Source organism: Flavobacterium gyeonganense (assembly GCF_029625295.1).
In the GTDB taxonomy this organism is placed as follows: Bacteria; Bacteroidota; Bacteroidia; order Flavobacteriales; family Flavobacteriaceae; genus Flavobacterium; species Flavobacterium gyeonganense.
Map to the genome: position 1 here is coordinate 2498243 of NZ_CP121112.1, position 23202 is coordinate 2521444.

The window sequence follows — 23202 nt, forward strand, 5'->3', positions numbered from 1 at the left end:
TTGAGCATAATTGTTTTAACACATAGAAACATAGCGCTTCTTTGAGAATAAAAGGCGTTTCACTTTTGCATCAAAACACATAGCTATGTGTTTTCAAAACAAATGGAATGCCTTCTTTTTTGAGCTTGCAAAATCTATGTCTCTATGTGTTTAAATATTTTTTATTTTTACGAATCTTATATCCCGTTAAAATGAAAATTCCCTATTGGTTTCCTGCCTTTTTTATGACTCTCACGATTGGATTTTCTCAATCAAAAATAAACGAAAATCTTCTTTTAGAAAATGGCGTTTCTGAACAGCTCGCTATTTTCCGAAAACAACAGATTTCAGATGTCTCTTATGGATTGACTTTTGAAATTCCGAAACAAAAAAGCGAGAACATCAATTCTGAATTGTCGTTAAGCCTGAATTTGTCTGATGTAAGTCAGCCGTTGTATTTAGATTTTAAGGAGAAAAGTCAAAATATAAAATCAGTTTCAGCAAACGGAAAAAATATAGCCACTGTTCATGAAAAAGGGCATATTGTAATTCCTGCTCAAAGTTTAATTTTAGGGAAAAACACGATTGCAATTTCGTTCATCGCCGGAAATTTGTCTTTAAACCGAAACGATGATTTTCTATACACTTTATTAGTTCCGGATCGGGCGAGTACTTTATTTCCGTGTTTTGATCAGCCGGACATCAAAGCGACTTACAAACTGAGTCTTTCTGTTCCCAAAGACTGGAAGGTTTTGGCTGGAGCCGATGTAAAAGAAACCGTTGAAAAAGGTGATTTTATTTTATACACTTTCGGGGAATCAGATAAAATGAGTACCTATTTGTTTTCTTTCGTAGCCGGAAAATTCAATAGTGTAACAAAAAAACCTGGTTTAGAAATGACTTTTTTATTCCGTGAAAATGACAGAGGCAAAATAGAAAGCAGTATGGATACAATTTTCAGCCTGCACCAGCAGTCTTTAGATTTTTTAGAAAAATATACAAACTATAAATTCCCTTTTCAAAAACTGGATTTTGCTGCTATTCCGGTTTTTCAATATGGCGGAATGGAGCATGTGGGTGCGATTCAGTACCGCGAATCGACTTTGTTTCTGGACAACAGCGCCACCGACAGCGAAAAGTTAAACCGTGCAAAATTGATCGCACACGAAACTTCGCACATGTGGTTTGGCGATTTGGTTACGATGAAATGGTTTGATGATGTGTGGATGAAAGAGGTTTTTGCCAATTTTATGGCAGACAAAATTATGAATCCGATTTTTCCGAAAGTCAATCATAATCTGCAGTTTTTTACAGCACATTATGGCAGCGCTTACGCGGAAGACCGATCTTTAGGAACCCATCCGATAAAGCAGCATTTAGCGAATTTAAAAGATGCCGGTTCGCTTTACGGAAGTATTATTTACAACAAAGCACCCATAATGATGCGACAGCTGGAAGTTTCGATGGGAAAAGAATCTTTTCAGAAAGGAATCCAAAAATACATTCAGAAATACGCCAACGGCAATGCTGACTGGAATAATCTCGTAGAAATCCTGGATGCCGAAACGCCTTTGGATATGAAGAAATGGAGCGAAGTCTGGGTGAACAAATCGGGGAGAGCCATTTTTACAGATAAAATTGAATACGATGATCAAAACCGAATTACGGCGTTTGAAATTGAGCAGAATGCAGAAGATCAATCAGAAAATATCTGGCCTCAGGTTTTTCAGATTGGTTTGGTGTATGCGAATGAGGTAAAAGTGGTCACAGCAAATTTTACAGATAAAAAATTAGTTCTTAAAGAAGCCATCGGACTTGAAAAACCTTTGGCAATTGTTTATAACTATAATGGTTTTGGATACGGTGTTTTTCCGCTTGACGGGACTCATTTAAATTATATTTCAGGCTTAAAAGATGAGGTGGCAAGGGCTTCTTCCTACAGTAATCTTTACGAAAATATGCTGGTTGGCAATATTTCTCCGCAAAAAGCTTTTGATTGTTTTTTCAGCGGAATCCAAACGGAAGAAAATGAATTGGTTTTACGAATTGCATCAGGGAATTTAAACACGATTTATTGGCGATTTTTAACCCAAAAACAGCAGGATAAACTGGGGAAATTACTCAGTAATACCCTGCTTGCACGCCTGGAAAGCAATTTATCTCCAAATATCAAAAAGACTTTATTCAATTTATTTAATTCAATTGCGTATTCCAATTCGGCGAAAGCCAAATTATATCAGATCTGGAACAAAGAAACTGTGATTCCGAATCTGAAATTAAACGAAGATGATTACACGAATATGGCTATGAATCTGGCTATTTTCAAACATAAAAAATCAGATGAAATTCTGAAAAGAGCCCAAAGCGCTATTACAAATCCGGACAAACTGAAACGATTTGAGTTTTTGCTTCCTTCATTATCTAAAAAAGAATCGGTTCGCAATAAGTTTATAGAATCCCTAAAAGACGATGCAAATCGGGAAAAGGAATCGTGGGTTTCGGTTGGTCTGTCAAACGTAAATCATCCGCTTCGTCAGGAAAGTGCACAGAAATATATCAGATTTTCATTAGATTTGACAGAAGAAATCCAGCGAACGGGAGATATTTTCTTTCCGAAAGACTGGCTGGACAATACCGTTGGAAGATATTCATCGAAATATGCTTTTGATGAAATACAGCGATTCTTAAAAGAAAACCCTAATTTTAGTCCGATTCTGAAACGTAAATTGTTTATGGCGACAGATTTGCTTTATAAAGCACAAAATATTAAAAAAGAAACCGAATGAAAATTGAATCGGAAATAGAGAAAGTCTCCAGTTTTCAGCACCTTGAAATGCTGGCAAATCAGGTTGTGGAAGGTTTTATATCCGGAATGCACAAGAGTCCGTTTCATGGATTTTCGGCTGAATTCGCCGAGCATAAAGTGTATAATGCAGGCGAAAGCACCAAACATATCGACTGGAAATTGTTTGCCAAAACAGATCGTTTGTACACCAAACGCTTTGAGGAAGAAACGAATATGCGCTGTCATATTATTGTCGATAATTCGTCGTCGATGCATTATCCTGAACTAAAACCGAATCAGCCTTTTTATGAAAAGAAGATTGGGTTTGCGGTTCTGGCTTCGGCAGTTTTAATGAATATTTTAAAAAAACAGCGCGATGCCGTTGGTTTAAGTGTTTTTTCAGATCATTACGAATATTACGCTCCCGAAAAAGGAAGCGACCGTCATCACAGAATGCTGTTGAATAAACTGGAGCAATTGATGGAACAGCCAAAAGTTAAAAAAAGCACAGATACGATTACGTATCTGCATCAGATTGCAGAGAAAATGCACCGACGTTCGATGATTATTTTATTTACGGACATGTTTCAGTCTGAAGATGATGAAAAGCTGTTTAATGCGCTGCAGCATTTAAAACACAACAAGCATAAAGTCGTTTTGTTTCACGTAGTCGATCATGAAACCGAGCTGAAATTTGACTTCGACAACACGCCAAGAAAGTTTATTGACTTAGAATCAGGCGAAGAAGTGTCGATTTTTGCAGATAACGTAAAGCTGGAATATGAAAAAAGGGCAGAAGCCTACTTTAAAAATCTGGCTTTAACGTGCGCCAGGAACCAGATTAAGTATGTTCCGGTGAATGTTGGCGATAATTTTGAAAAAATTCTGACTACATATTTAGTTGAAAAACAAAACTTTGGGTAGTATTTTAAAATTATATTCAAAAATTTTTATCAAAACGCTTGCAGAAACGAAATTCTGTACTATCTTTGCAACCGCAATAACGCAGAGGTTTGGTAGTTCAGTTGGTTAGAATACATGCCTGTCACGCATGGGGTCGCGGGTTCGAGTCCCGTCCAGACCGCAATATTGGGAGAAGCCTTTCTTAACGGAAAGGCTTTTTTTGCCCAAATACGGTATCTAAGATTAGTTGTGTTGTTTGCTACGACTTTGTAACTCGTAGCTGGTTTAGTAGTTAGACCAATGAAAAGCTTTCCACTTTTGTGGATGGCTTTTTTGATTTAAAAGATAATCGATACGTGTCTTATTGATAACTTCTATAAGTGATTCAACTTTTTCCCTTTCTGCCTTTTGCGGATTTATCAAAATAATTACAATTCTTATTTTAAAGGAAAATCAAGCAATTCTTTAGGCTCAACATCTAAAGCATTAGCAATTTTTACAAGAGTTTTTACGGTAGTATTAATTGTAGCGACTTCAATTCGTGAGATTTGAGATTTAGTTATACCACAATCGTCTGCCAATCCTTGTTGGGACAAGCCTTTCTTTTCACGTAATTGTCTAATGTGAATTCCAAGATTTACAATAAAATTTTCTTCTGAAATATTCATATTTCAAAAGTGACAAGATTTATTTTCTTCATGCACGCATATATGCCTACAAATTATTATATTTGATAGAAATAAAAAATAAGACGATGACTACAGGAAGCCTTTCAAAAGAAACAGAAACTAGGTTAATAGATTTTTTCACAAACAGCATTAACCCTAAAGACATGGCAAAGACAATACGGCAAATAAATTATATTCTTTCTTTGCAGGTAATGAAAGACTTCGAAACCATGTCAGGAAAAAACAATATCGAATATAATTTTTATTGTATGAATAGATTAGCTGAAGCTTTAGATCCTTATTTGGATGTCGAGTGATGAAATTTCCTGTATACATTTGCTATTCCGAAGAAGAAGTCGCACTATTATAATTCCTCGTTCCTTGGTCTGATAAATTAATCTCATATTTATTAAGTAATTTTACAAACATTGCAAATCTCTAGAAGTTTAAAGAAATTATTGATTTCTTATAAAAACAGTTTATTGGATTCTGTTTTTTTTAAATAAAACGTAAATACGGCTAATAATCATTAATAGTGTCAAACTAAAAAGACACATTAAGAAATAGTTGACAAAAATTAGAAACAATTTTGTAATTTTTTGAGGAAAAATTTCAGGAATATCGATTGTAGTAGAAAGCAAAGTAATCAATAAAAAAAGAGAAAGAACAATTGCAAACGAAATATTACTATGGATTTCATTTACAAATTTATTTTTAATAATTGCTTCATAATCATTGGAATCTGAAATATTTAAATCCGATCTTATGTTATCAATTTGGCTATATATAACAACTAATAAATTAAAAAGGAATCCTCCTAAAATTGAAATAGTCGCAATTAAGTCTGTCAAATGATTCTGGAAGTTATATCCGTTTAAAGTGGTTGTAATAGCAAGAATTAAAGGTAGAATTAGGAACAAAAAAATATCACCTATATTCATGAAATTATAGGACTGATTCAAACTTCGAAGAGTTTTGAAATGGTCAAAAATGATTCTACCGACATTAATTCTTCTCATCATGTATTTATTCTTAATTCAATTAATTCTCTAATTAATTCTTCTGATTGCCTAGTTAGTGATTCAATTTTAGCTATTCCATTTTCATCATATTCTAAATCTCCGCTAACATCTATATCAGGTTGAATTTTGTTTTTATGAACCACATAAAAGGTTTTGGTTTTCCCATTTAGTTCAAGTTCAAATTCGACTTCATCAAAATCATTATCTACAACTTCAATTCTTTCTTTATTTTCGTGAGTGAATAAATAATCTACAAAATTCTTATAATTTTGAGGTAAACCTGTACTTGAAATCATTGATGTCTTAAGTATACCTGGAATTTGTTGATCTAGGTTCCCGTTTTCATAATACTCTTGGATTGAGTTCGGTAGCCTTCGTTTTATTAGATTAACTTTTTTTAGTTTTCCATAATCCATCATTCTTCTGTAAACTTTTCCATGAACAATACTATTTATAAAGATAAAGTAATCTTGGTAGCCTTTTTCTCTAAAGTGATTGTTTAAGGTTTTTAGTAAAACTACTTTGATACCAAATTTTGCTTTACGTTGGAGGATTAAAGAAGCGCTATCCTTGTTTTTTGGAATTTTAATATAAAAAAATAAGTTTCTAAATGCAGCATGGTTTCTCTTTATTTCAGCAATTCGTTCTCTAGTTTCAGGATCTATAATATCATATTCTTCACCGCTAATACCTGCTGAAAAAAACCATAGATGGCTCGATTTTCATTATCAATTATAGGCTGTCCGTCTAGTGTCAAATGTAGTGGGATTCTATTGGTAGAATCAGTTGTTTTGACAATGTTACTGAAAATATCACTAAGATAAATTTGAAAATAATTAAAAAAATCCTCACTTTCATTAAATCGACTTAATATTTGATCGTTTTTAGATTTTTTAATTTTTAACAAGTATGTAGAAAGTAGAAATTTTTCCATAAAGCAATCTTAGTATTAGGTTTTATAATAGGAAATAAACTTCGCTGAATTGAATAATAAATAAAATATAGAAAGACTTTATTTCGATTAAGTCAAATATATAAAAAAAGCTACTAATTAGTTTGGGAAGATATTATTAAAACAAAAAAGCTTCTAAGAATATCTCAGAAGCTTTTTTCAGTGCGGATAATAGGACTCGAACCTACACGCCTTGCGGCACCAGATCCTAAGTCTGGCATGTCTACCAATTTCACCATATCCGCGGTAATTGTGGGTGCAAAGATAAGCATACTTTCGAATAATCAAAGCATTTTTTCAAAAAAATATTAATTCTCTTTTTTGTATATTTGGTTTTCTATAAAAATAATTTAAATGGAAAACATTAAGTCGTACGTTCAACAACATAAAGATCGCTTTATCAATGAGTTGATCGAATTATTAAAAATTCCGTCGGTAAGTGCCGACACTGCATACTCTCAAGACGTTATTGACACAGCCGAGGCTGTAAAAGCAAGTTTATCAAAAGCGGGCTGCGATATAGTCGAAACTTGCGACACTCCGGGTTATCCAATTATTTATGGAGAGAAAATAATCGATCCTAATTTACCTACTGTTTTAGTATACGGACATTATGATGTTCAGCCGCCGGATCCAATGGAATTGTGGACGTCTCCACCTTTTGAACCCGTTATCAAAACAACCGATATTCATCCCGAAGGAGCTATTTTCGCACGTGGTGCCTGCGACGACAAAGGCCAGATGTACATGCATGTAAAAGCGCTTGAATATATGGTACAGAGCAATACTTTGCCTTGCAATGTAAAATTCATGATCGAAGGCGAAGAAGAAGTAGGTTCTGCAAGTTTAGCCTGGTTCGTAGAACGCAATCAGGAAAAACTAAAAAACGATGTAATCTTAATTTCAGATACCGGAATGATTTCCAACCAACAGCCGTCTATCACGACAGGCTTACGAGGTTTAAGTTATGTTGAAGTTGAAGTTACGGGTCCAAACCGCGATTTGCATTCAGGTCTTTATGGAGGAGCAGTAGCGAACCCAATTAATATTCTGGCAAAAATGATCGCTTCTCTTCACGACGAAGACAATCATATTACGATTCCAGGATTTTATGACAAAGTACAGGAATTATCTGCAGAAGAAAGAGCCGAAATGGCAAAAGCTCCTTTCAGCTTAGAAAAATATAAAAACGCTTTGAATATCGCTGATGTTTACGGTGAAAAAGGCTATGTAACCAACGAACGCAACTCCATCCGTCCAACCTTAGACGTAAACGGAATCTGGGGCGGTTATCAGGGCGAAGGTGCAAAAACCGTTATTGCGAGCAAAGCTTTTGCTAAAATCTCGATGCGTCTGGTGCCTAATCAGGACTGGCATGAGATTACAGAATTGTTCACCAAACATTTTACAAACATTGCTCCGGCCGGAGTCACCGTAAAAGTAACGCCGCATCACGGAGGTCAGGGTTATGTAACGCCAATTGACAGCATTGGGTACAAAGCAGCTAATATGGCATATACCGAAACCTTTGGAGTTCCTGCTATTCCGGTTCGTTCCGGCGGAAGTATTCCGATTGTGGCTTTGTTTGAGAAAGAATTAAAAAGCAAAACTATTTTGATGGGGTTTGGTTTGGATTCTGATGCTATTCACTCTCCAAATGAACACTTCGGAATCTTTAATTACCTGAAAGGAATCGAGACTATTCCATTGTTTTATAAATATTTTGTAGAGCTTTCTAAGTAACTTTAAAATTTAGATATCAGATTTTAGATTTTGAAAAATCTTATAGATCCGTTCAGTAATGAGCGGATTTTTTTGTTTAAAACTTAAGATTTGAAATTGATTTTTGCCATTGAAGTTGATAATTGTTATTGCATTTGGGCGTTCCCTCCGGTCGGGCTTTCGGCTAAATTCCCGATTAACAAAAACTACGGCTGAAAAAGCCTTGTTTTTCTAAATCGGGAGATACCGCCTCTATCCCTAACGCACTCCTGAGTAAATTATAAAATTTTATTTCCATAAGTATTTCTTTTACAAAATATAAAAATAATTACTGCAATTTTTGCACATGTATAATATTATTCTATATTTGTAGAATATAGTCTACAAATATAGAATAATATGCGTAAAAAAATATTCTTAATCATGATAATGGTTTCTTTTGTTGGCTGTAAAACAGCTGTAATAAATCAGACAATAAATAAGAAGAAAGAAGGCAAATGGATAGAATTGTACGACGATGGTAACAAATACAAATCGGTTGAATATTACAAACAGGGCCAACCAGTAAAAAAATGGAAATCTTACATTGACGGAAAAATTTATAAAACAGAAAAATACAAAAACGGAATTTGTACTGTAAAATATTATCATCCAAACGGAAAACTGCAATCAAAAGGAAAAACCAGCGTTGAAGCTGATTCAGTCGAAACCCACTGGTTTTACTTTGGAAAATGGAAATTCTATTCTGATAAAGGACAATTAACCGATATCAGAAAATATGATAAAGGAAATTTAGTTTCAGAACAAAACATAGAATAAAAGATTATAAACTCGGAAACATGCAATTATCAAACTCAGAAGAACAATTAATGGAACATCTCTGGAAGCTCGAAAAAGCTTTTATGAAAGATTTGCTTGAAGCCTATCCGGAACCAAAACCGGCAACAACAACCGTTGCAACGCTTTTAAAACGTATGATTGACAAGAAGTTCGTAGCCTATAACGAATTCGGGAATTCCCGCCAATATTATCCGCTGGTAAAAAAAACAGCCTATTTCTCCAAACATCTAAACGGATTAATAAGTAATTTTTTTAATAATTCTGCTTCACAGTTTGCTTCTTTTTTTACTACAGAGACCAATTTGTCTGCTTCGGAATTAGAGGAACTCAAAAAAATCATTGATAGTCAAATTCAAAAAAAGAAAAAATGATAAGCTATCTTTTAGAATCAGGTCTGCTGCTTTTGATTTTTTACATAGTATATAAACTGCTTTTAGAAAACGAAAAAATGTTTCGTTTCAACCGTGCATATTTATTAGCAAGTTTAATTTTTAGTCTGATCATCCCGCTGGAGATTATATCATTCGAATCTGGTTTTTCTAACAGAATGGGATTCATTCAGCTCGATGAAATAGTTATTCAAAAAAGCACTCAAAACCTTACTTCCATCTCTATAAATGATTTTTTAATTGTTTTGATGACCGTTTCTTACAGCATTGTGGTTCTATTGTTACTACTTCGATTTGTTTTGAATTTATTTTCGTTTTATAAAAGAATCAAAAGAAATGAAGTCCACTTCATACAAGGAGAAAAAGTGGTTTTAATAGAAGAACCTATTTTGCCACAATCGTTCTGGAAATCTATTTTCATCAATAAGGATGCATTTGAAAATGGTAAAATTCCATTAGAATTCATTGCACATGAAAAAGCACATTTAGAACAAAAACATACTTTAGACATTCTTTTTGTCGAAGTTTTGCAGATTTGGTTTTGGTTTAACCCATTGTTTATTTTTTATAAAAAAGCGATTAAACTCAATCACGAATTTCTAGCCGATCAAGCAGTAAATAAGCAATTTGATTCAGTAAGACGTTATCAAAATCTGTTGCTTGATTTCGCTTCTGATAAAAACACAGTTTCGCTTGCCAGTACAATTAGTTATCTAATAACTAAAAAACGTTTACTTATGATGACCAAAAAAGAATCAAAAACAAAATCAGCCTTAAAAGCATTTTTCACAGTGGTATTCTCAGGTTTACTGCTATTGATATTTAGCCATAAAAGTGTCGCTCAGAAAGATAATGAAAAATTAAAAGAAAGCAGCCGGATAGTTGGTGATCCAATTGAAACACAGCCTGAATTTCCCGGCGGAAAGGAGACGTTTTTTAAATTTATAGGTGAAAATTTTAAAATACCATCAGAAGCTGAAAAAAATAAAGTTTCTGGAAAACTCTACCTTCAGTTTATTGTGGAAAAAGAAGGTACTTTATCAGAAATAAAAGTTTTAAAAGATTTAGGTTACGGATTAGGAAATGAGGCAATCCGGGTACTAAAGCTTTCTACAAACTGGACTCCGGGTTTTATAAATGGTAAACCGGTTCGGGTTTTGTATAGTCTTCCCATAACTATTCAATCAGCAAATTAACAAAAAAAATCCGCTTCTTTATCCAAGAAGCGGATACTAAAAAAATTCAAAAACTAAAAATAAATCCGTTTAAAACAAGTCCGGATTGTATCCAAAATACGGCATGCTTTGTTCATAGAAAACAACTCCGTAACTTTCTAATTCTTCTAAAATAGGCAAATACACTTCTTTATTGATCGGGAGCTGTACACCGGGAGTTGTAATTTTTCCGTTCAAAATCAACAAGGTCGCGATAGCCACCGGAAGTCCCACAGTTTTTGCCATTGCAGTATAAGTCTGATCCTCACCGATGCAAACCATTTTTGAGTCAATTTGCCTTTTCTCGCCGTTGAGTTCATAACCAAATTTGTGATACATCACAATCATATCCTTATCATCGGGTTGTAGTGTCCAGCTATCTGTGAGTATTTTTTCTAAAATCTGTGCCGGAGTTGCATTAGGCAGGTTCACTTTTTTATTGGGGTTAAATAAATCCAGTTCCAAAAGTTTGTCCCACATTATATCGTCCTGATCGATTTTTAAAATCAGGCGCATTTTTATTTCAACCGAATCCGTTGGGTGATAAGGCAAAAAGGAATTGGTAAACTGGCGGTAACTCATGTTTTCAGAATCTTCCATGATGTAACTGTCGTCGGTCATGCCCAGTTGCACAAACATGTTCCAGGCTTTCGAAAAACCCACTCTTCTGATTGTCCCTCTGTATAAGGTCAGAATATCATCTAAACCATAAATAGAACGATATTTAAGCGAATCACGGTTAGAATAGGCCTCAAATTTACCATAGCCTTCTACCTCAAGAAACTCTGTCCTGCGAAATAAAGTTCCGTATGGGATGTATTTATAAGTACCTTCCTGAATAAATTTTGCTGCACCACCCTGACCCGCCAATACTACATTTCGTGGTGCCCAGGTAAATTTGTAATTCCACAAATTGTTATCTGACTCAGGAGCTACGAGGCCTCCACAAAACGATTCGAAAAGCAGCATTTTACCGCCTTTTGCTCTGATTTCGTCAATAACTTTCATGGCACTCATATGATCTATTCCGGGATCGAGGCCAATTTCATTCATGAAAATCAAATTGTTTTTTCGGGCTTCTTCGTCAAGTTCCATCATGGCATCGCTGATATAGGAAGCAGTAACGAGATGTTTTTTGTATTGCAGACAGTCTTTTGCAATTTCAATGTGTAAATATGCAGGAAGCATAGAAATAACGATTGAAGCTTTTTCTATGGCAGCTTTCCTTTCTTCAACATCAAAAATATTCAGGGCAATTGGGGTGGCATTGGGATGGTTGTTTATCTTTTTTTCGGCCAGGGCCAAAGATAAATCAGCCACAATAATATGCAGGTTTTCGCTTTCAGATTTTGAAAGTAAATACCGTATCAAAGATGATGCAGATCTTCCGGCCCCAATTATTAGAACATACCTCATGATTTACATATATAACACAAACATAGTAAATTGTTACAAAAATAACAATTGGTAAACGGTGAAATTTTTAAAAGATTTGGAACAAAGTAAATCAGATTTTTTTGAAAAGTGTATTTGAAATGTTTTTTGTTTGGATCAATTAAGCCTATTTTTGTGATATTAAAAATATATAAAATGGAAAGAAAAATAATTATTACAGCTGCTATATTCGGTATGTTGGCCATTATTTTAGGCGCTTTTGGTGCACATGCCTTAAAGGCAATTTTAACTCCGGAGCAATTAACCAGTTTTGAAACCGGTGTTCGCTATCAAATGTATCATGCTTTCTTTTTATTTTTTGTGGCGTCACGTACAGAATTGACTTTAAAGACACTAAGAGTGATCTATAATTTAGTCCTGGCAGGTGTACTTTTATTCTCAGGTTCCATTTTTTTACTGACTACAAAAAACGTTACCACTATTGACTTCAAAATTATAGGATTCGTAACTCCAATTGGCGGATTCCTATTAATCTTCGCCTGGTTAGTTCTTTTAGTTACTTTTTTTAGGAAAAAATCATAAAATTGGATTAAAAAAATTCTATCTGAATTATAATGATTAATTTTGTTGTATATATAACACATAACTTAATCTGTGTGAATATTTTGTTTTTTAAATACTTAATAAAAAATAATGTAACACAGACTTAAGCTATTTATATCTTAAAGTTGATATTTAAGAATAAACAATATAACTACAACAATTAAAAATTTATGGAGACGAATACACTTTCCACGAAATCGATTTCGCTAAATGATTTAGGAATCAAAAACGCAAATGTTCACTATCAGTTATCTCCAGAAGAGTTACATGCTTTAACTATCGAGGCGGGACAGGGTATTGAGAGCTCTACAGGAGCATTGGCGATTAATACAGGTGAATTTACCGGACGTTCTCCACAAGATCGTTTTATTGTAAAAGACAGTATAACAGAAGACAAAGTTTGGTGGGGAAATGTAAATATTCCGTTTTCACCGGATGCTTTCGAAAAACTATATAATAAGGTAACACAATTTTTATCAGATAAAGAAGTTTTTGTACGCGATTCATATGTTTGCTCTGATGCCAATTATAGATTAAATGTTCGAGTTGTTACAGAAACTGCCTGGTCTAATTTGTTTTGTTACAATATGTTTTTACGTCCCGAAGAATCTGAACTGCCAAATTTCACTCCTGAGTGGACTGTAATCTGTGCACCAGGTTTTATAGCAGATCCTGCTGTTGATGGTACACGACAGTCTAATTTTGCTATTTTGGATTTTACTAAAAAAGTAGCACTTATTGGAGGAACAGGTTACACTGGAGAAATGAAAAAAGGAATTTTCTCAGCTTTGAATTTCATTTTACCGGTCTTCGAAAATACATTGCCAATGCACTGCAGCGCCAATGTGGGGGAAGCTGGAGATACTGCAATTTTCTTCGGATTATCCGGAACCGGAAAAACTACCTTATCAGCAGATCCGGAACGTAAATTAATCGGAGATGATGAACACGGATGGACAAGTGAAAACACTGTTTTTAATTTTGAAGGTGGCTGTTATGCCAAAGTAATCAACTTATCTGAAGAAAATGAGCCGGATATTTTCAGGGCCATCAAAAAAGGAGCACTTTTGGAAAATGTGGTTTTCAAAGCAGGTACAAATGAAGTTGACTATGATAATGTTTCAATTACGCAAAATACACGCGTGAGTTATCCAATAACGCATATTGACAATATTCAGCCGGGTTCTATTGGACATAATCCTAAAAATATATTTTTCTTAACAGCAGATTCTTTCGGAATCCTGCCTCCAATCTCAAAACTGACTCCAGGTCAGGCGGCTTATCATTTTATCTCAGGATATACTGCAAAAGTAGCCGGAACAGAAGCAGGTGTAACAGAACCGCAGCCAAACTTTTCAGCTTGTTTTGGAGCACCGTTTATGCCTTTACATCCAACGAAATATGCTGAAATGTTAAGCAAAAAAATGAAAGATGCTGATGTAAAAGTATGGTTAATCAATACTGGATGGACTGGAGGAGCTTACGGAACCGGAAGCCGTATGAAGTTAAAATACACCCGTGCTATGATTACGGCAGCTCTAAACGGAGAACTGGATAATGTCGAGTACATAAACCATAAAGTATTTGGAATCGCCAAACCACAATCCTGCCCGAATGTTCCAAGCGAAATTTTAAATCCGAGAAATACATGGGAAGATCCTGCGTTATATGATAAAAAGGCATTAGAATTAGCTCAGAAATTCAAAGCTAATTTTGCCAAATTTGAAGAATTTGCGAATGCTGAAATCTTAGCAGGCGCACCGATTACAGAATAAAAGGAATTATTGATTCAAACTAAAAAAGCTGTTCATAACGAACAGCTTTTTTGTTTGGTCTCCAATCGCAGCTAAAAATAAACACTTAACACTGACGCTGCGACTGAAAACACAGTAAACACTGAAAATTTATTTTCTAGACTCATCAATACGTTTCTGGATCAAATCCCAGGCATAATAATGAAAAGTCATTCCGTTACTCATCGCTACAAAAAGTCCGTTTTTATAGGGTCCGCCTAAGTTAATGCTGGTTACATCGGCGCCATCACATTCGATTGTAGAAGTTGGAACTTCTGCCAATAATTTATAACTATTTGGATTTCCGTTAACTCCTTCTCTTGGATACACCATGAAAGTATTTGCCTGTTGGTTTGATACTAAAATATATCCGGTAGAATCTGTTTTTTTGTAAATGGCAATTCCTTCGTGATCGGCTTTGAAATCTTTTTGCCCAAAGAATGCTAATTCTTTATTATCGTTTAGAGCAGGATCTGCCTTGTATTTTCTGATTCCTACCTGCTCGTCACAATAGTAAACTGAGCCTAATTCATTATCAACAGCAATGGCTTCGATTTCTTTTTTACCGCTGTAAGTTCCAAATTTACGCACTACTTTTCCATCAGCAAACTTTCCGTTTCCAAAAAGTTCGTACTGCCATAAATAGCTTCCTGAAGGACCTGATTTTCTTCCCACAATAGCAAATACTTTACCGTCTGTTGGGCGTGTGTATAAAGAAATTCCCATTGGATCGCGTTGTTCTTCTCCTTCAAAAACTGAAATGCCTCCGTTGTCAATTGGTTCTAAGTCAGGCAGGCTGAAGATTCTGATTTTGTTGCTTTCTCGTTCTGTAGTTACTGCGATATCAACTTTTTTTCCATCAACAACCAATCCGTAAGCAATATCAACATTGTTTGGACGTTTTAAAGGAATAGACTTTTTTAGGATTTTTCCGTTTAAATCAAAAGCATACAAACCACCGTCTGTATCTTTATCAGTTCCCACAATAATACTTTTTGTAGCATCTGTTGGGTGAATCCAGATCGAAGGATCGTCAGTATCGTGAGGCAAAGCTTCTGTAACAGCTGTTGGTTTTACCGCATTTGGTGCAACCGGAGCCAGTTTATCATCTTTACAAGCCGTAAATGAAAGGGCTAAAAGTAAAAAGGCAATTATAGATTTATTCTTCATTTTATCATGTATTTATGCAATTAGACAGAGCCGTTAAACTCTGTCTAATTTAAGAATTTTAAAAAACAGGTTTTTATAAGTCTAATTTCAATCCGAAATTGTAACGAGCCTGATAGTATTCAGCTTGTTTTGTATTCGATTCAATTCCCTGATAGTAACGCAACGGCTGATTTGTTAAATTGTTGGCTTCTGCAAAAAAGCGAAGTTTAGGTGTAATTTTATAGGAAGCATTTGCATCTAAGAAAAACTGTTTGTCATAAAAACTGTCTTTGTAAGATTCTGAACCTAATTCATCTAAATAATCCGAAGTAAAGTTCGTAGAGATTCTCGCCGAGAAACGTTTGTTTTCCCACGATAATGATCCATTGAACATGTGTGGAGCAGTTCCAGGAAGACTGATATTTTTTCTTTCATTTCCATCTTCATCAGCTATTCCTTTTGCTTCAGATTTAGTGTACGTATAATTCACATAAATACCGAAACCTTTTAGGAAAGCACCAGGTAAAAAGTCTAATTTACGCTGAAAAGCTACTTCAAAACCATAAACATCAACAGTATCACCATTTCTTGATTGTAAAAATGACCAGTTTTCGCCTGCAGGAATTGGGTTTACCTGATTTGGGAAATCTGCAGCAAATTTGGCATCTGTGTATTGATTATCACTGTAGTTATAAATGAAATCATGTAATTTTTTGTAGAAAACACCTCCTGAAATCAAACCAACCGATTTGAAATAATTCTCAGCCATGAAATCATAATTGTATGAATAGGTTACATCAAGATCCGGATTTCCGGCCGTAATTTCTTTATCAGCCGCAATATTGTTTACATAAGGTGCCAGTGCATAATAATTTGGCCTCGCTAAAGCTGTAGTGGCAGCGGCTCTTAAAACTAAGTCTTTTGTAGCGTTGTATTGGAATGAAATACTTGGTAATAAATTAGTGTAAGAGTTTGTGGTATTGATTTTACTTTCTAGTTCTTCTTCATCTAAAACACGGTTTCCTGTATAATCAATGTGTGTGTTTTCAACACGGAAACCCAAAACCATTGAAAGTTTATCATTAAAATCCTGATCCCATCTTACATAAGCAGCCGTAATTCTTTCTTTAGCGTTATAATTAACAGCCAAATATTCAGCCGGATCTGCTTCTTTATCAAATAAACTTGCGTTATTAAGATCCAAACTTCCTAAGAAATCAGCTGAAGCAAAAGTTCCCGGTACATATTTGCTTCCCGGATTAAAGTTTTTTCCATCAAAATAGCTGGTTGGAACCTCAGATAATAATTCGATTCCATCATTGATTGGTTCGTAAGCATAGAAAGTATTGTTTCTTTCTTTTTCTTTTAAACGAAGTCTAAGACCTGTTCTTAATCTTCCTTTTTCACCTGCTATAACAGAGAACGGGAAACGGATATTCACTTTTGCTCCAAATTCGCTTTCGCTTGTTTCATCTGTATTTTCTGAAACAGAATCAAATTTAAATTCATCTGTAGACTCACCGGCAGTTGTCAGTAAAGGAAATCTTGGGTCAGATAAATCCTGGAACATGTCTAAACCTTTCTGACGGTATTCGATGTAACGCTCTTCAGGGCGGTATTCTCTGGCTTTTGCATAGTTAGCAGACCAGTCTAAATCTAATTTTGAACTGATTAAATGCTCTCCGCGAATAGAATAATTCTGAACTCGCTGATCTTCTAATCTTCTGTTTTTATTGCGATTATTATCTGCTCCACCTTTTGTCTGACGTTTTACACGGCCTTCAAAACCAATGATTTCTTCACCGTTATAAAGTGGCTCAATATCATCATAAGTAGTTCTGAAACGGTTTTCTCTGTCATCTCTCCAGTTGTAAATTGCATTGGCGAAAATAGAGTTGTTCTCATCAAATTTATAGTCTAAAGCAATCGACCCACTTCTACGGATACGCTGTACATCATATTTTCTAATTTCTGAAGCTTGCAAATACTGATTTCCGAAATCGTCTTTTACCCATTCGTTTTCGATGTTATCAGAACCGTAATCTACATTATTGTAAGATCCGCTTACAACCATTCCTAATTTATTATTTAAAAAGCGATTTCCATAAACAAGTCCGGCTGTGTAAGAAGCTTTTTCACGAATTGGAAGATAACCTCCTGCAAGTGTTGCTGAAATTCTTTCGCCATTTGGAGTTGCCCTTGTAACTAAATTTACAGAACCTCCAATCGCATCAGCATCCATGTCAGATGTCAATGTTTTGTTTACTTCGATAGTCGAAATCATATCTGAAGGGATCAAATCCATCTGAACGTTTCTGTTGTCACCTTCTGCAGATGGAATTCGGTCACCGTTTAACGTTACAGAATTTAATGAAGGAGCCAAGCCTCTAATGATGATATTACGTGCTTCACCCTGATCGTTTTGCATCGTGATACCCGGAACACGTTTTAATGCGTCACCTACATTAGCATCCGGAAAACGGCCTACCTGGTCTGATGAAATTATGTTTCCTATATTTTTGTTATTTTTTTGCTGGTTCAGCGCTTTTGCCTGACCTTTTAAGATGTCACCCACTACAACCTCATTCAATTCTGTTCCCGTAGTTTTAAGCGAAAAGTCGATTACGTTGTTTTTGCCCTGTTCTACTGTTATTTCCTGAGTGGTGGAGGTATATCCAATATATTTAACAGTTACCTGATATGTTCCAACATTTATATTTAGCAATTCAAAACGGCCATTGTAGTCAGAAACAGTGTATTTGTTTTCTCCAACAATCTGAATCATGGCTCCAGGTAAAGGAAGTTTGTCATCAGCATCTAATACTTTTCCTGATATTATTGCCTTTTGAGCATACCCTGATATGGTTAATAAAAAGAGTATTGCTACTGCATAAAAATTTTTCATTCTGTATTTGGTTTAATTTCGTTTGCGAAACTAAAGCCTGAATGTTATTAAAGTCATTAAAAAAAATTAACATACTGTTATGATTGTATATTTTAAAATTGAAATTATTAATATTTATGTAACACTAGAGCATTAAATAATTGATTAACAGTAAAAACATATTAACTATTTAAGCTCCAATTGAATTTTTGGCGTTAAATTTGCCTTATCACACGAGCCTGAAAGGCGAAATGGCGAAGCAATCACAATCAAAAATCATCAATCATGTTAAAACAATTTTTTATCCTGTGTTCAGGAGCCGACCGAAATCTTCTCGAAGGCTGTTCAGAAGGCGAACAAACCAAGTATGTTGGTATTGGCGCCACCGTTTTTTTTACCGCAGTTATGGCTTTTCTGGCCAGTGCTTATGCGCTTTTTACAGTTTTTGATTCTATCTATCCAGCCCTGATTTTTGGATTGGTATGGAGTTTACTCATTTTTAATCTGGATCGTTTTATCGTTTCAACTATTAAAAAAAGAGATCGCTTTATGGATGAATTCCTGCAGGCAACTCCCAGAATCATGCTGGCAATTATTATTGCTATAGTAATTTCAAAGCCACTAGAAATCAAAATTTTCGAAAAAGAAATCAATACCGTTTTGCTTAAGGAAAAAAATGAAATGGAACTGGCCAATAAAAAGCAGGTTGGTAATTACTTTCAATCGGATTTAGATAAAAATAAGGCTGACATTGCTGCTTTAAAGGCTGATATACAAAAAAAAGAGAAAGAAGTAAATGATTTGTATTCTACTTACATTACAGAAGCCGAAGGAACTTCGGGAACTAAAAGATTAGGAAAAGGCCCGGTTTATAAAGAAAAAAGAGAAAAGCACGATGCTGCCTTAAAAGAATTCGAAAGCCTAAAAACTACTAACGAAGCCAAAATTGCCGAAAAAGAAAAAGTAGGCACACAGCTTCAGGCAGATCTGGATAAAAAGGTTTCACAGACACAACCAATCATCGAAGGTTTTGACGGATTAATGGCGAGAATAAATGCCTTGAATAAATTGCCATGGCTTCCGTCATTTTTCATCATGTTATTATTCCTCGCAATTGAAACCTCTCCAATAATTGCCAAATTACTGGCTCCAAAAGGCGAATTCGATATAAAACAAGAAGAAGCTGAAACTGCCATGAAAGCCACTTTGGAGCAAAATAAATACCAGCGTGAGTTACTAATAAAAACAAGTGCTGAAATGCATGACAAAGTGTATGCTGATATTGCCGAAGATAAAAACCTGTACAATCTTCAGCGAAAAAATGCAACTGATTTGTTAGAACTGCAATCAAACGGTTTTTTAGAAAAACAAAAAAGGACACTATAGTCAACAATGATTTATACAATTATAAAGAAAGAAGCTTAACAGGCTTCTTTTTTGTTTTTATAAAAAATCAATAAACGGAAAAAAATCGATAAACTCCCAAAAGATAAAATTCAGCTTGGTAAAAATATTGATTTTTCTAAAATTCATTGGAGTAAAGCCATAAAATGATTTAAAAGCAGCCGAAAAATGGGATACATCTTTATAGCCACATTTATAAGCGACCTCCCCTACATTTGAATTGTTATTTTTGAATAATTTTTTGGCATATTCCATTCTAAGTTTAGTCACATAACTTTTTACCGTGGTTTCAAAACAGGCTTTGAATCCTTTTTTGAGTTTAAATTCGTTAAGCGATATTAATCTTGAAAGTTCCAGGAGTGAAGGCGCATTTGTAAAATTGCGTTCTAAAATTCTTTTGGCTTCCAGCAGTTTTTTATAATCTTTTTCATCTACAGGAGCTTTACTTTCCAATTCTTTTAATGATTCAAGCTGAAAAATTAATAGCTCTTTTATCTTGGCTTCCAGATACATTTTTTTCATGGAACCCGAGTATTTACAATTCTTTATTTCATGAATAGCCCATTGAATTTCTGAATTGAACGGAACGTATTTTGGCGTCAGATAACCGGATTTTTTCTGTAAAATGTTTTTAGAGAATTTTTGATGTAAATCCCAGTTTTCATTAATCAGTTTGGAATAAAACTCGGGCGATAAAATAATGGATAAATAATTAATTTCTTCTAATTCAGGGATTTTAAAAGAAGCATTAAGTTTTGATGCATAGAGGATGTTATGGGTGTTTTCTGTGGTGTATTTTTCGCTTTCGACCTCGTCAATATCAGCTTCTACATTATTGCAGCAAATAAAATTCAGTACTACAGATTCTCCAATCATTTCAGTCCGGATCGTTTGAGGAGCTGAAAAATACATTTGGATATCAATAATCAAAATATCTTCTGCAATCAGATTAACACTGGTAATTTCACCCAGATTCTCTTTTTTTATACTGACATTTTCTTCAGTAAAATGATTTTTTTGATTGTAAGTGCCGGTTTCAATTTCTATAACCGGTTTTTCTTCTCCCAGAATGATTGATTTAAATCTCAAAATATAATCCGTTTTTACAAAATAATAATCCGTTTTTCCCTATTTGTTTTAAGAGCTGTGATGCTACTTTTGCTGTAAAATTATTTATAATAAGTCTAATTAAGAACAATATCTGCTAAAATTTTTAAATACCACCCATGCGCAACCTATACTCTTTTCTCATTCTGTTGATTTTGATGGCTTTACCATTATTTTCGCAGGAAAAACAGACTAAAGAAAAAACCGCTGCTACTGAAAAAATCAAAGGAGAAAAATCAGAAGCAGAAACATTAGAAAACATTACCGTACAGGGAACATCAAAAAAGAAAAAAATAGAAACTTCTGGATTTGCTGTTGGTATTATAGAAACAAAAGAATCATCATTAAGAAACCTTACAACTAATGAATTACTGGACAGGTCAGTTGGTGTACGCGTTAGACAAAATGGAGGGATCGGCTCAAATGTAGAGTATAATCTTAATGGGATGTCCGGAAGTACTGTTGGAATTTTCCTTAACGGAATTGAGGTTTCTACTTATGGTCAGTCTTTTAACCTTAACAATATTCCTCCGGCCATGATTGAGCGTATAGAGGTTTACAAAGGTGTTTTACCTTCTCACTTAACAGGAGACTATGTGGGTGGTGCCATCAATGTGGTCTTAAAAAAAGATGTATCCCAAAATACCGCTAATGCTGCTGTCTCTTATGGATCATTCAATACTTTTCAATCTGATTTTGGCGTAATGTATCGTGATAAAAAAACAGGTCTCTCATTTAGAGGTTCAGGTTCTTATATCTTTACTGACAACAGCTATGAGACTTGGGGACATTCATCGACTTATGTAAATGTATATCAGCAAATTATCCGAAACTATAGAGCAAAGCGTTTCAATAATACTTATAAAAATATAGCTGGACGTTTTGAAGTTGGTTTTACAGAGACCAAATGGGCTGATCAGTTTTTCATTGTCTACAATGGATCAAGCAATCATACAGATATTCCTCATGGTATAACGATGGCAGTACCTTATGTAGGCCGGTTTAATGAAACTGAAGCACATGTATTTGAACTGAACTACAATAAGAAAAATTTCCTGACGAAAGATTTAACTTTTAATGTCAATGCTGTACGAAGCGAACGTAGCACCTATTTGCAGGATACTGTTGGCTATGCTTACAATTGGGATGGCAAAATAAGGGAAGTTTATGAAAATGATGTTCTGGTTAAACTGAAAACAAAAGATGGAGGACAACAAGGAAAAAAAGTTATTTCTAATATAGATACAAAAATCACAAACGCCCGGGCCAATTTGGGTTATATTATTACTGACGGGCATCGTATATCGTTAAATAATAAATTTGAGGCAACGAATAGAAAAGAGGAAGATTTATTAAATCCTGCTTCCAAAGATTTAGCTACCGACAGTCATATTTACAAGAATATCATTTCTATGAATTATGAAGCCGAAACTTTTAACAGGAAATTAAAAACCAATCTATTAGGAAAGTACACCACTAACCGTGTCAATGATATTCGAAAAAAAATAGTAACAACTGATGGTGTAAACTCAATTGTACAAGATGAAGTTAGTAGCACTGATAGTAATTTTGGCTATGGAGGAACTGTATCCTATAATATAATTTCTAATCTTTTTATTATTGGTTCTACAGAGAACTCATACATAATGCCTTCTGACACTCAATTATTTGGTGCACCAGAGCGTAATATCCTGCCCAATCTCCAACTGCAACCAGAGAAATACGTTAACTACAATTTAGGCTTTCGTTGGAATCCATCAGATTTTGGAAAACACAAAGTATCGCTGTATGCCAATGCTTTCTGGCGTAACGGGTACAATAAAATTACCGTGCAAACTGTAGCTGATGCAGATATTAAAGACGAGTCAGGTGCTGACATACAAGTATCAAGATATGTGAATCTCCAAAAAACACAGGCAAAAGGCTTTGAGGCTGAAATTATTTACATCTACAACAGCCGTCTTAATACTTCATTTAATATTTCCAAATTCAACAATCTGGATAAAAGCGAGTCTGATGAAAATGGTAATGCAAACAGATATTATGGGCATCAGGTAACTAATGAACCTTTTTTTACCATGAATATAAACATGCAGTATAGTTTTTACAATATTTTTCAGAAAACATCTGTATTGAGCACGTATTATAATGCAGGATATGTAGGCGAATATTTTACTGTAAGAGGAGAGCCTGAATTTTCGGTAACACCTACCCAAATATCACATGATTTAGGATTGAGTTATCGTTTTCCATCTAAAAAATTAGTAGCTAGTTTAGATATAAAAAACATTTTTAACGCCGAAGTATATGACAATTTTCAAATACAAAAGCCAGGCAGGGGAATCTATTTCAAATTGAATTACACATTTAGTAAATTTTAATAATCAAATTAC

18 protein-coding genes and 2 tRNA genes are annotated in these 23202 nt (G+C 34.5%); 12 read left to right on the forward strand and 8 right to left on the reverse strand.

Annotation, left to right across the window (positions count from 1 at the left end; genetic code table 11):
• The first annotated feature begins 191 nt into the window (after window positions 1-191).
• The 3 genes from P5P89_RS10895 (at window position 192) to P5P89_RS10905 (ending at window position 3848) form a co-directional block, all read left to right on the forward strand.
• Complete coding sequence (locus P5P89_RS10895) at window positions 192-2765, forward strand: M1 family aminopeptidase (RefSeq protein WP_278011926.1); 2574 nt, start codon at window positions 192-194, stop codon at window positions 2763-2765.
• Complete coding sequence (locus P5P89_RS10900; RefSeq protein WP_278011927.1) at window positions 2762-3688, forward strand: DUF58 domain-containing protein; 927 nt, start codon at window positions 2762-2764, stop codon at window positions 3686-3688. The genes P5P89_RS10895 and P5P89_RS10900 overlap by 4 nt, the downstream gene beginning before the upstream one ends.
• An 86-nt stretch (window positions 3689-3774) precedes the next feature.
• Window positions 3775-3848 (forward strand) — tRNA-Asp (locus P5P89_RS10905).
• 256 nt (window positions 3849-4104) lie between these two features.
• Here the strand turns inward: P5P89_RS10905 and P5P89_RS10910 are convergent.
• Window positions 4105-4335: a helix-turn-helix domain-containing protein gene (locus P5P89_RS10910; protein WP_278011928.1), complete on the reverse strand. Its 231-nt coding sequence runs from the start codon at window positions 4333-4335 to the stop codon at window positions 4105-4107.
• 164 nt (window positions 4336-4499) lie between these two features.
• Here P5P89_RS10910 and P5P89_RS10915 point away from each other — a divergent pair, with 164 nt between their 5' ends.
• The gene (locus tag P5P89_RS10915) at window positions 4500-4652 is read left to right on the forward strand and encodes a hypothetical protein (protein WP_340696533.1); all 153 of its coding nucleotides are present in this window, start codon (window positions 4500-4502) and stop codon (window positions 4650-4652) included.
• A 162-nt stretch (window positions 4653-4814) separates the two neighbouring features.
• Here the strand turns inward: P5P89_RS10915 and P5P89_RS10920 are convergent, their stop codons facing one another.
• The 3 genes from P5P89_RS10920 to P5P89_RS10930 form a co-directional block, all read right to left on the reverse strand.
• Window positions 4815-5357 (reverse strand): hypothetical protein, encoded by a 543-nt coding sequence (locus tag P5P89_RS10920; protein WP_278011930.1) that lies wholly within the window; start codon window positions 5355-5357, stop codon window positions 4815-4817.
• The gene (locus P5P89_RS10925) at window positions 5354-5776 is read right to left on the reverse strand and encodes a hypothetical protein (protein WP_278011931.1); all 423 of its coding nucleotides are present in this window, start codon (window positions 5774-5776) and stop codon (window positions 5354-5356) included. Before P5P89_RS10925 ends, P5P89_RS10920 begins: the two co-directional genes overlap by 4 nt.
• Window positions 5777-6472: 696 nt before the next feature.
• Window positions 6473-6554: transfer RNA gene (locus tag P5P89_RS10930), tRNA-Leu, on the reverse strand.
• A 109-nt stretch (window positions 6555-6663) separates the two neighbouring features.
• Here P5P89_RS10930 and P5P89_RS10935 point away from each other — a divergent pair.
• The 4 genes from P5P89_RS10935 (at window position 6664) to P5P89_RS10950 (ending at window position 10456) form a co-directional block, all read left to right on the forward strand.
• Window positions 6664-8052, forward strand: a complete 1389-nt coding sequence (locus P5P89_RS10935; RefSeq protein WP_278011932.1) for a dipeptidase — start codon at window positions 6664-6666, stop codon at window positions 8050-8052.
• Window positions 8053-8430: 378 nt separating this feature from the next.
• The gene (locus tag P5P89_RS10940) at window positions 8431-8850 is read left to right on the forward strand and encodes a toxin-antitoxin system YwqK family antitoxin (RefSeq protein WP_278011933.1); all 420 of its coding nucleotides are present in this window, start codon (window positions 8431-8433) and stop codon (window positions 8848-8850) included.
• 20 nt (window positions 8851-8870) lie between these two features.
• On the forward strand, window positions 8871-9242 hold the full coding sequence (locus P5P89_RS10945) for a BlaI/MecI/CopY family transcriptional regulator (RefSeq protein ID WP_278011934.1): 372 nt from the start codon (window positions 8871-8873) through the stop codon (window positions 9240-9242).
• Window positions 9239-10456 carry a M56 family metallopeptidase gene (locus P5P89_RS10950; RefSeq protein ID WP_278011935.1) on the forward strand — a complete coding sequence of 406 codons (1218 nt, stop codon included), beginning with the start codon at window positions 9239-9241 and terminating at the stop codon, window positions 10454-10456. Before P5P89_RS10945 ends, P5P89_RS10950 begins: the two co-directional genes overlap by 4 nt.
• 69 nt (window positions 10457-10525) lie before the next feature.
• Here the strand turns inward: P5P89_RS10950 and P5P89_RS10955 are convergent, their stop codons facing one another.
• The gene (locus P5P89_RS10955) at window positions 10526-11890 is read right to left on the reverse strand and encodes a saccharopine dehydrogenase family protein (RefSeq protein ID WP_278011936.1); all 1365 of its coding nucleotides are present in this window, start codon (window positions 11888-11890) and stop codon (window positions 10526-10528) included.
• Window positions 11891-12064: 174 nt separating this feature from the next.
• Between P5P89_RS10955 and P5P89_RS10960 the strand changes: the two genes are divergently transcribed.
• A complete protein-coding gene (locus P5P89_RS10960) occupies window positions 12065-12451 on the forward strand; it encodes a DUF423 domain-containing protein (protein WP_278011937.1) in 387 nt (128 codons plus the stop codon).
• Window positions 12452-12642: 191 nt separating this feature from the next.
• Entirely contained in the window at window positions 12643-14247 is a 1605-nt protein-coding gene (gene pckA, locus P5P89_RS10965; protein WP_278011938.1) for a phosphoenolpyruvate carboxykinase (ATP), read from the forward strand.
• A gap of 129 nt (window positions 14248-14376) precedes the next feature.
• Here pckA and P5P89_RS10970 read toward each other — a convergent pair whose 3' ends face one another.
• Window positions 14377-15435, reverse strand: coding sequence for a phytase (locus tag P5P89_RS10970; protein ID WP_278011939.1), 1059 nt, complete (start codon window positions 15433-15435; stop codon window positions 14377-14379).
• Window positions 15436-15508: 73 nt separating this feature from the next.
• On the reverse strand, window positions 15509-18319 hold the full coding sequence (locus P5P89_RS10975) for a TonB-dependent receptor (protein WP_278011940.1): 2811 nt from the start codon (window positions 18317-18319) through the stop codon (window positions 15509-15511).
• 264 nt (window positions 18320-18583) lie between these two features.
• Between P5P89_RS10975 and P5P89_RS10980 the strand changes: the two genes are divergently transcribed.
• A complete protein-coding gene (locus P5P89_RS10980) occupies window positions 18584-19684 on the forward strand; it encodes a DUF4407 domain-containing protein (protein ID WP_278011941.1) in 1101 nt (366 codons plus the stop codon).
• A gap of 57 nt (window positions 19685-19741) precedes the next feature.
• Here the strand turns inward: P5P89_RS10980 and P5P89_RS10985 are convergent, their stop codons facing one another.
• The gene (locus P5P89_RS10985; protein WP_278011942.1) at window positions 19742-20791 is read right to left on the reverse strand and encodes a helix-turn-helix domain-containing protein; all 1050 of its coding nucleotides are present in this window, start codon (window positions 20789-20791) and stop codon (window positions 19742-19744) included.
• A gap of 137 nt (window positions 20792-20928) precedes the next feature.
• Here P5P89_RS10985 and P5P89_RS10990 point away from each other — a divergent pair, with 137 nt between their 5' ends.
• Entirely contained in the window at window positions 20929-23190 is a 2262-nt protein-coding gene (locus P5P89_RS10990; protein ID WP_278011943.1) for a TonB-dependent receptor plug domain-containing protein, read from the forward strand.
• Window positions 23191-23202 lie beyond the last annotated feature (12 nt).

Excerpts from the sequence above, each read along its gene's own strand:
- P5P89_RS10895 (WP_278011926.1), top strand. The coding sequence starts at position 192 with ATGAAAATTCCCTATTGGTTTCCTGCCTTTTTTATGACTCTCACGATT.
- P5P89_RS10900 (WP_278011927.1), top strand. The coding sequence starts at position 2,762 with ATGAAAATTGAATCGGAAATAGAGAAAGTCTCCAGTTTTCAGCACCTT.
- P5P89_RS10910 (WP_278011928.1), bottom strand. The coding sequence starts at position 4,335 with ATGAATATTTCAGAAGAAAATTTTATTGTAAATCTTGGAATTCACATT.
- P5P89_RS10915 (WP_340696533.1), top strand. The coding sequence starts at position 4,500 with ATGGCAAAGACAATACGGCAAATAAATTATATTCTTTCTTTGCAGGTA.
- P5P89_RS10920 (WP_278011930.1), bottom strand. The coding sequence starts at position 5,357 with ATGATGAGAAGAATTAATGTCGGTAGAATCATTTTTGACCATTTCAAA.
- P5P89_RS10925 (WP_278011931.1), bottom strand. The coding sequence starts at position 5,776 with ATGATGGATTATGGAAAACTAAAAAAAGTTAATCTAATAAAACGAAGG.
- P5P89_RS10935 (WP_278011932.1), top strand. The coding sequence starts at position 6,664 with ATGGAAAACATTAAGTCGTACGTTCAACAACATAAAGATCGCTTTATC.
- P5P89_RS10940 (WP_278011933.1), top strand. The coding sequence starts at position 8,431 with ATGCGTAAAAAAATATTCTTAATCATGATAATGGTTTCTTTTGTTGGC.
- P5P89_RS10945 (WP_278011934.1), top strand. The coding sequence starts at position 8,871 with ATGCAATTATCAAACTCAGAAGAACAATTAATGGAACATCTCTGGAAG.
- P5P89_RS10950 (WP_278011935.1), top strand. The coding sequence starts at position 9,239 with ATGATAAGCTATCTTTTAGAATCAGGTCTGCTGCTTTTGATTTTTTAC.
- P5P89_RS10955 (WP_278011936.1), bottom strand. The coding sequence starts at position 11,890 with ATGAGGTATGTTCTAATAATTGGGGCCGGAAGATCTGCATCATCTTTG.
- P5P89_RS10960 (WP_278011937.1), top strand. The coding sequence starts at position 12,065 with ATGGAAAGAAAAATAATTATTACAGCTGCTATATTCGGTATGTTGGCC.
- pckA (WP_278011938.1), top strand. The coding sequence starts at position 12,643 with ATGGAGACGAATACACTTTCCACGAAATCGATTTCGCTAAATGATTTA.
- P5P89_RS10970 (WP_278011939.1), bottom strand. The coding sequence starts at position 15,435 with ATGAAGAATAAATCTATAATTGCCTTTTTACTTTTAGCCCTTTCATTT.
- P5P89_RS10975 (WP_278011940.1), bottom strand. The coding sequence starts at position 18,319 with ATGAAAAATTTTTATGCAGTAGCAATACTCTTTTTATTAACCATATCA.
- P5P89_RS10980 (WP_278011941.1), top strand. The coding sequence starts at position 18,584 with ATGTTAAAACAATTTTTTATCCTGTGTTCAGGAGCCGACCGAAATCTT.
- P5P89_RS10990 (WP_278011943.1), top strand. The coding sequence starts at position 20,929 with ATGCGCAACCTATACTCTTTTCTCATTCTGTTGATTTTGATGGCTTTA.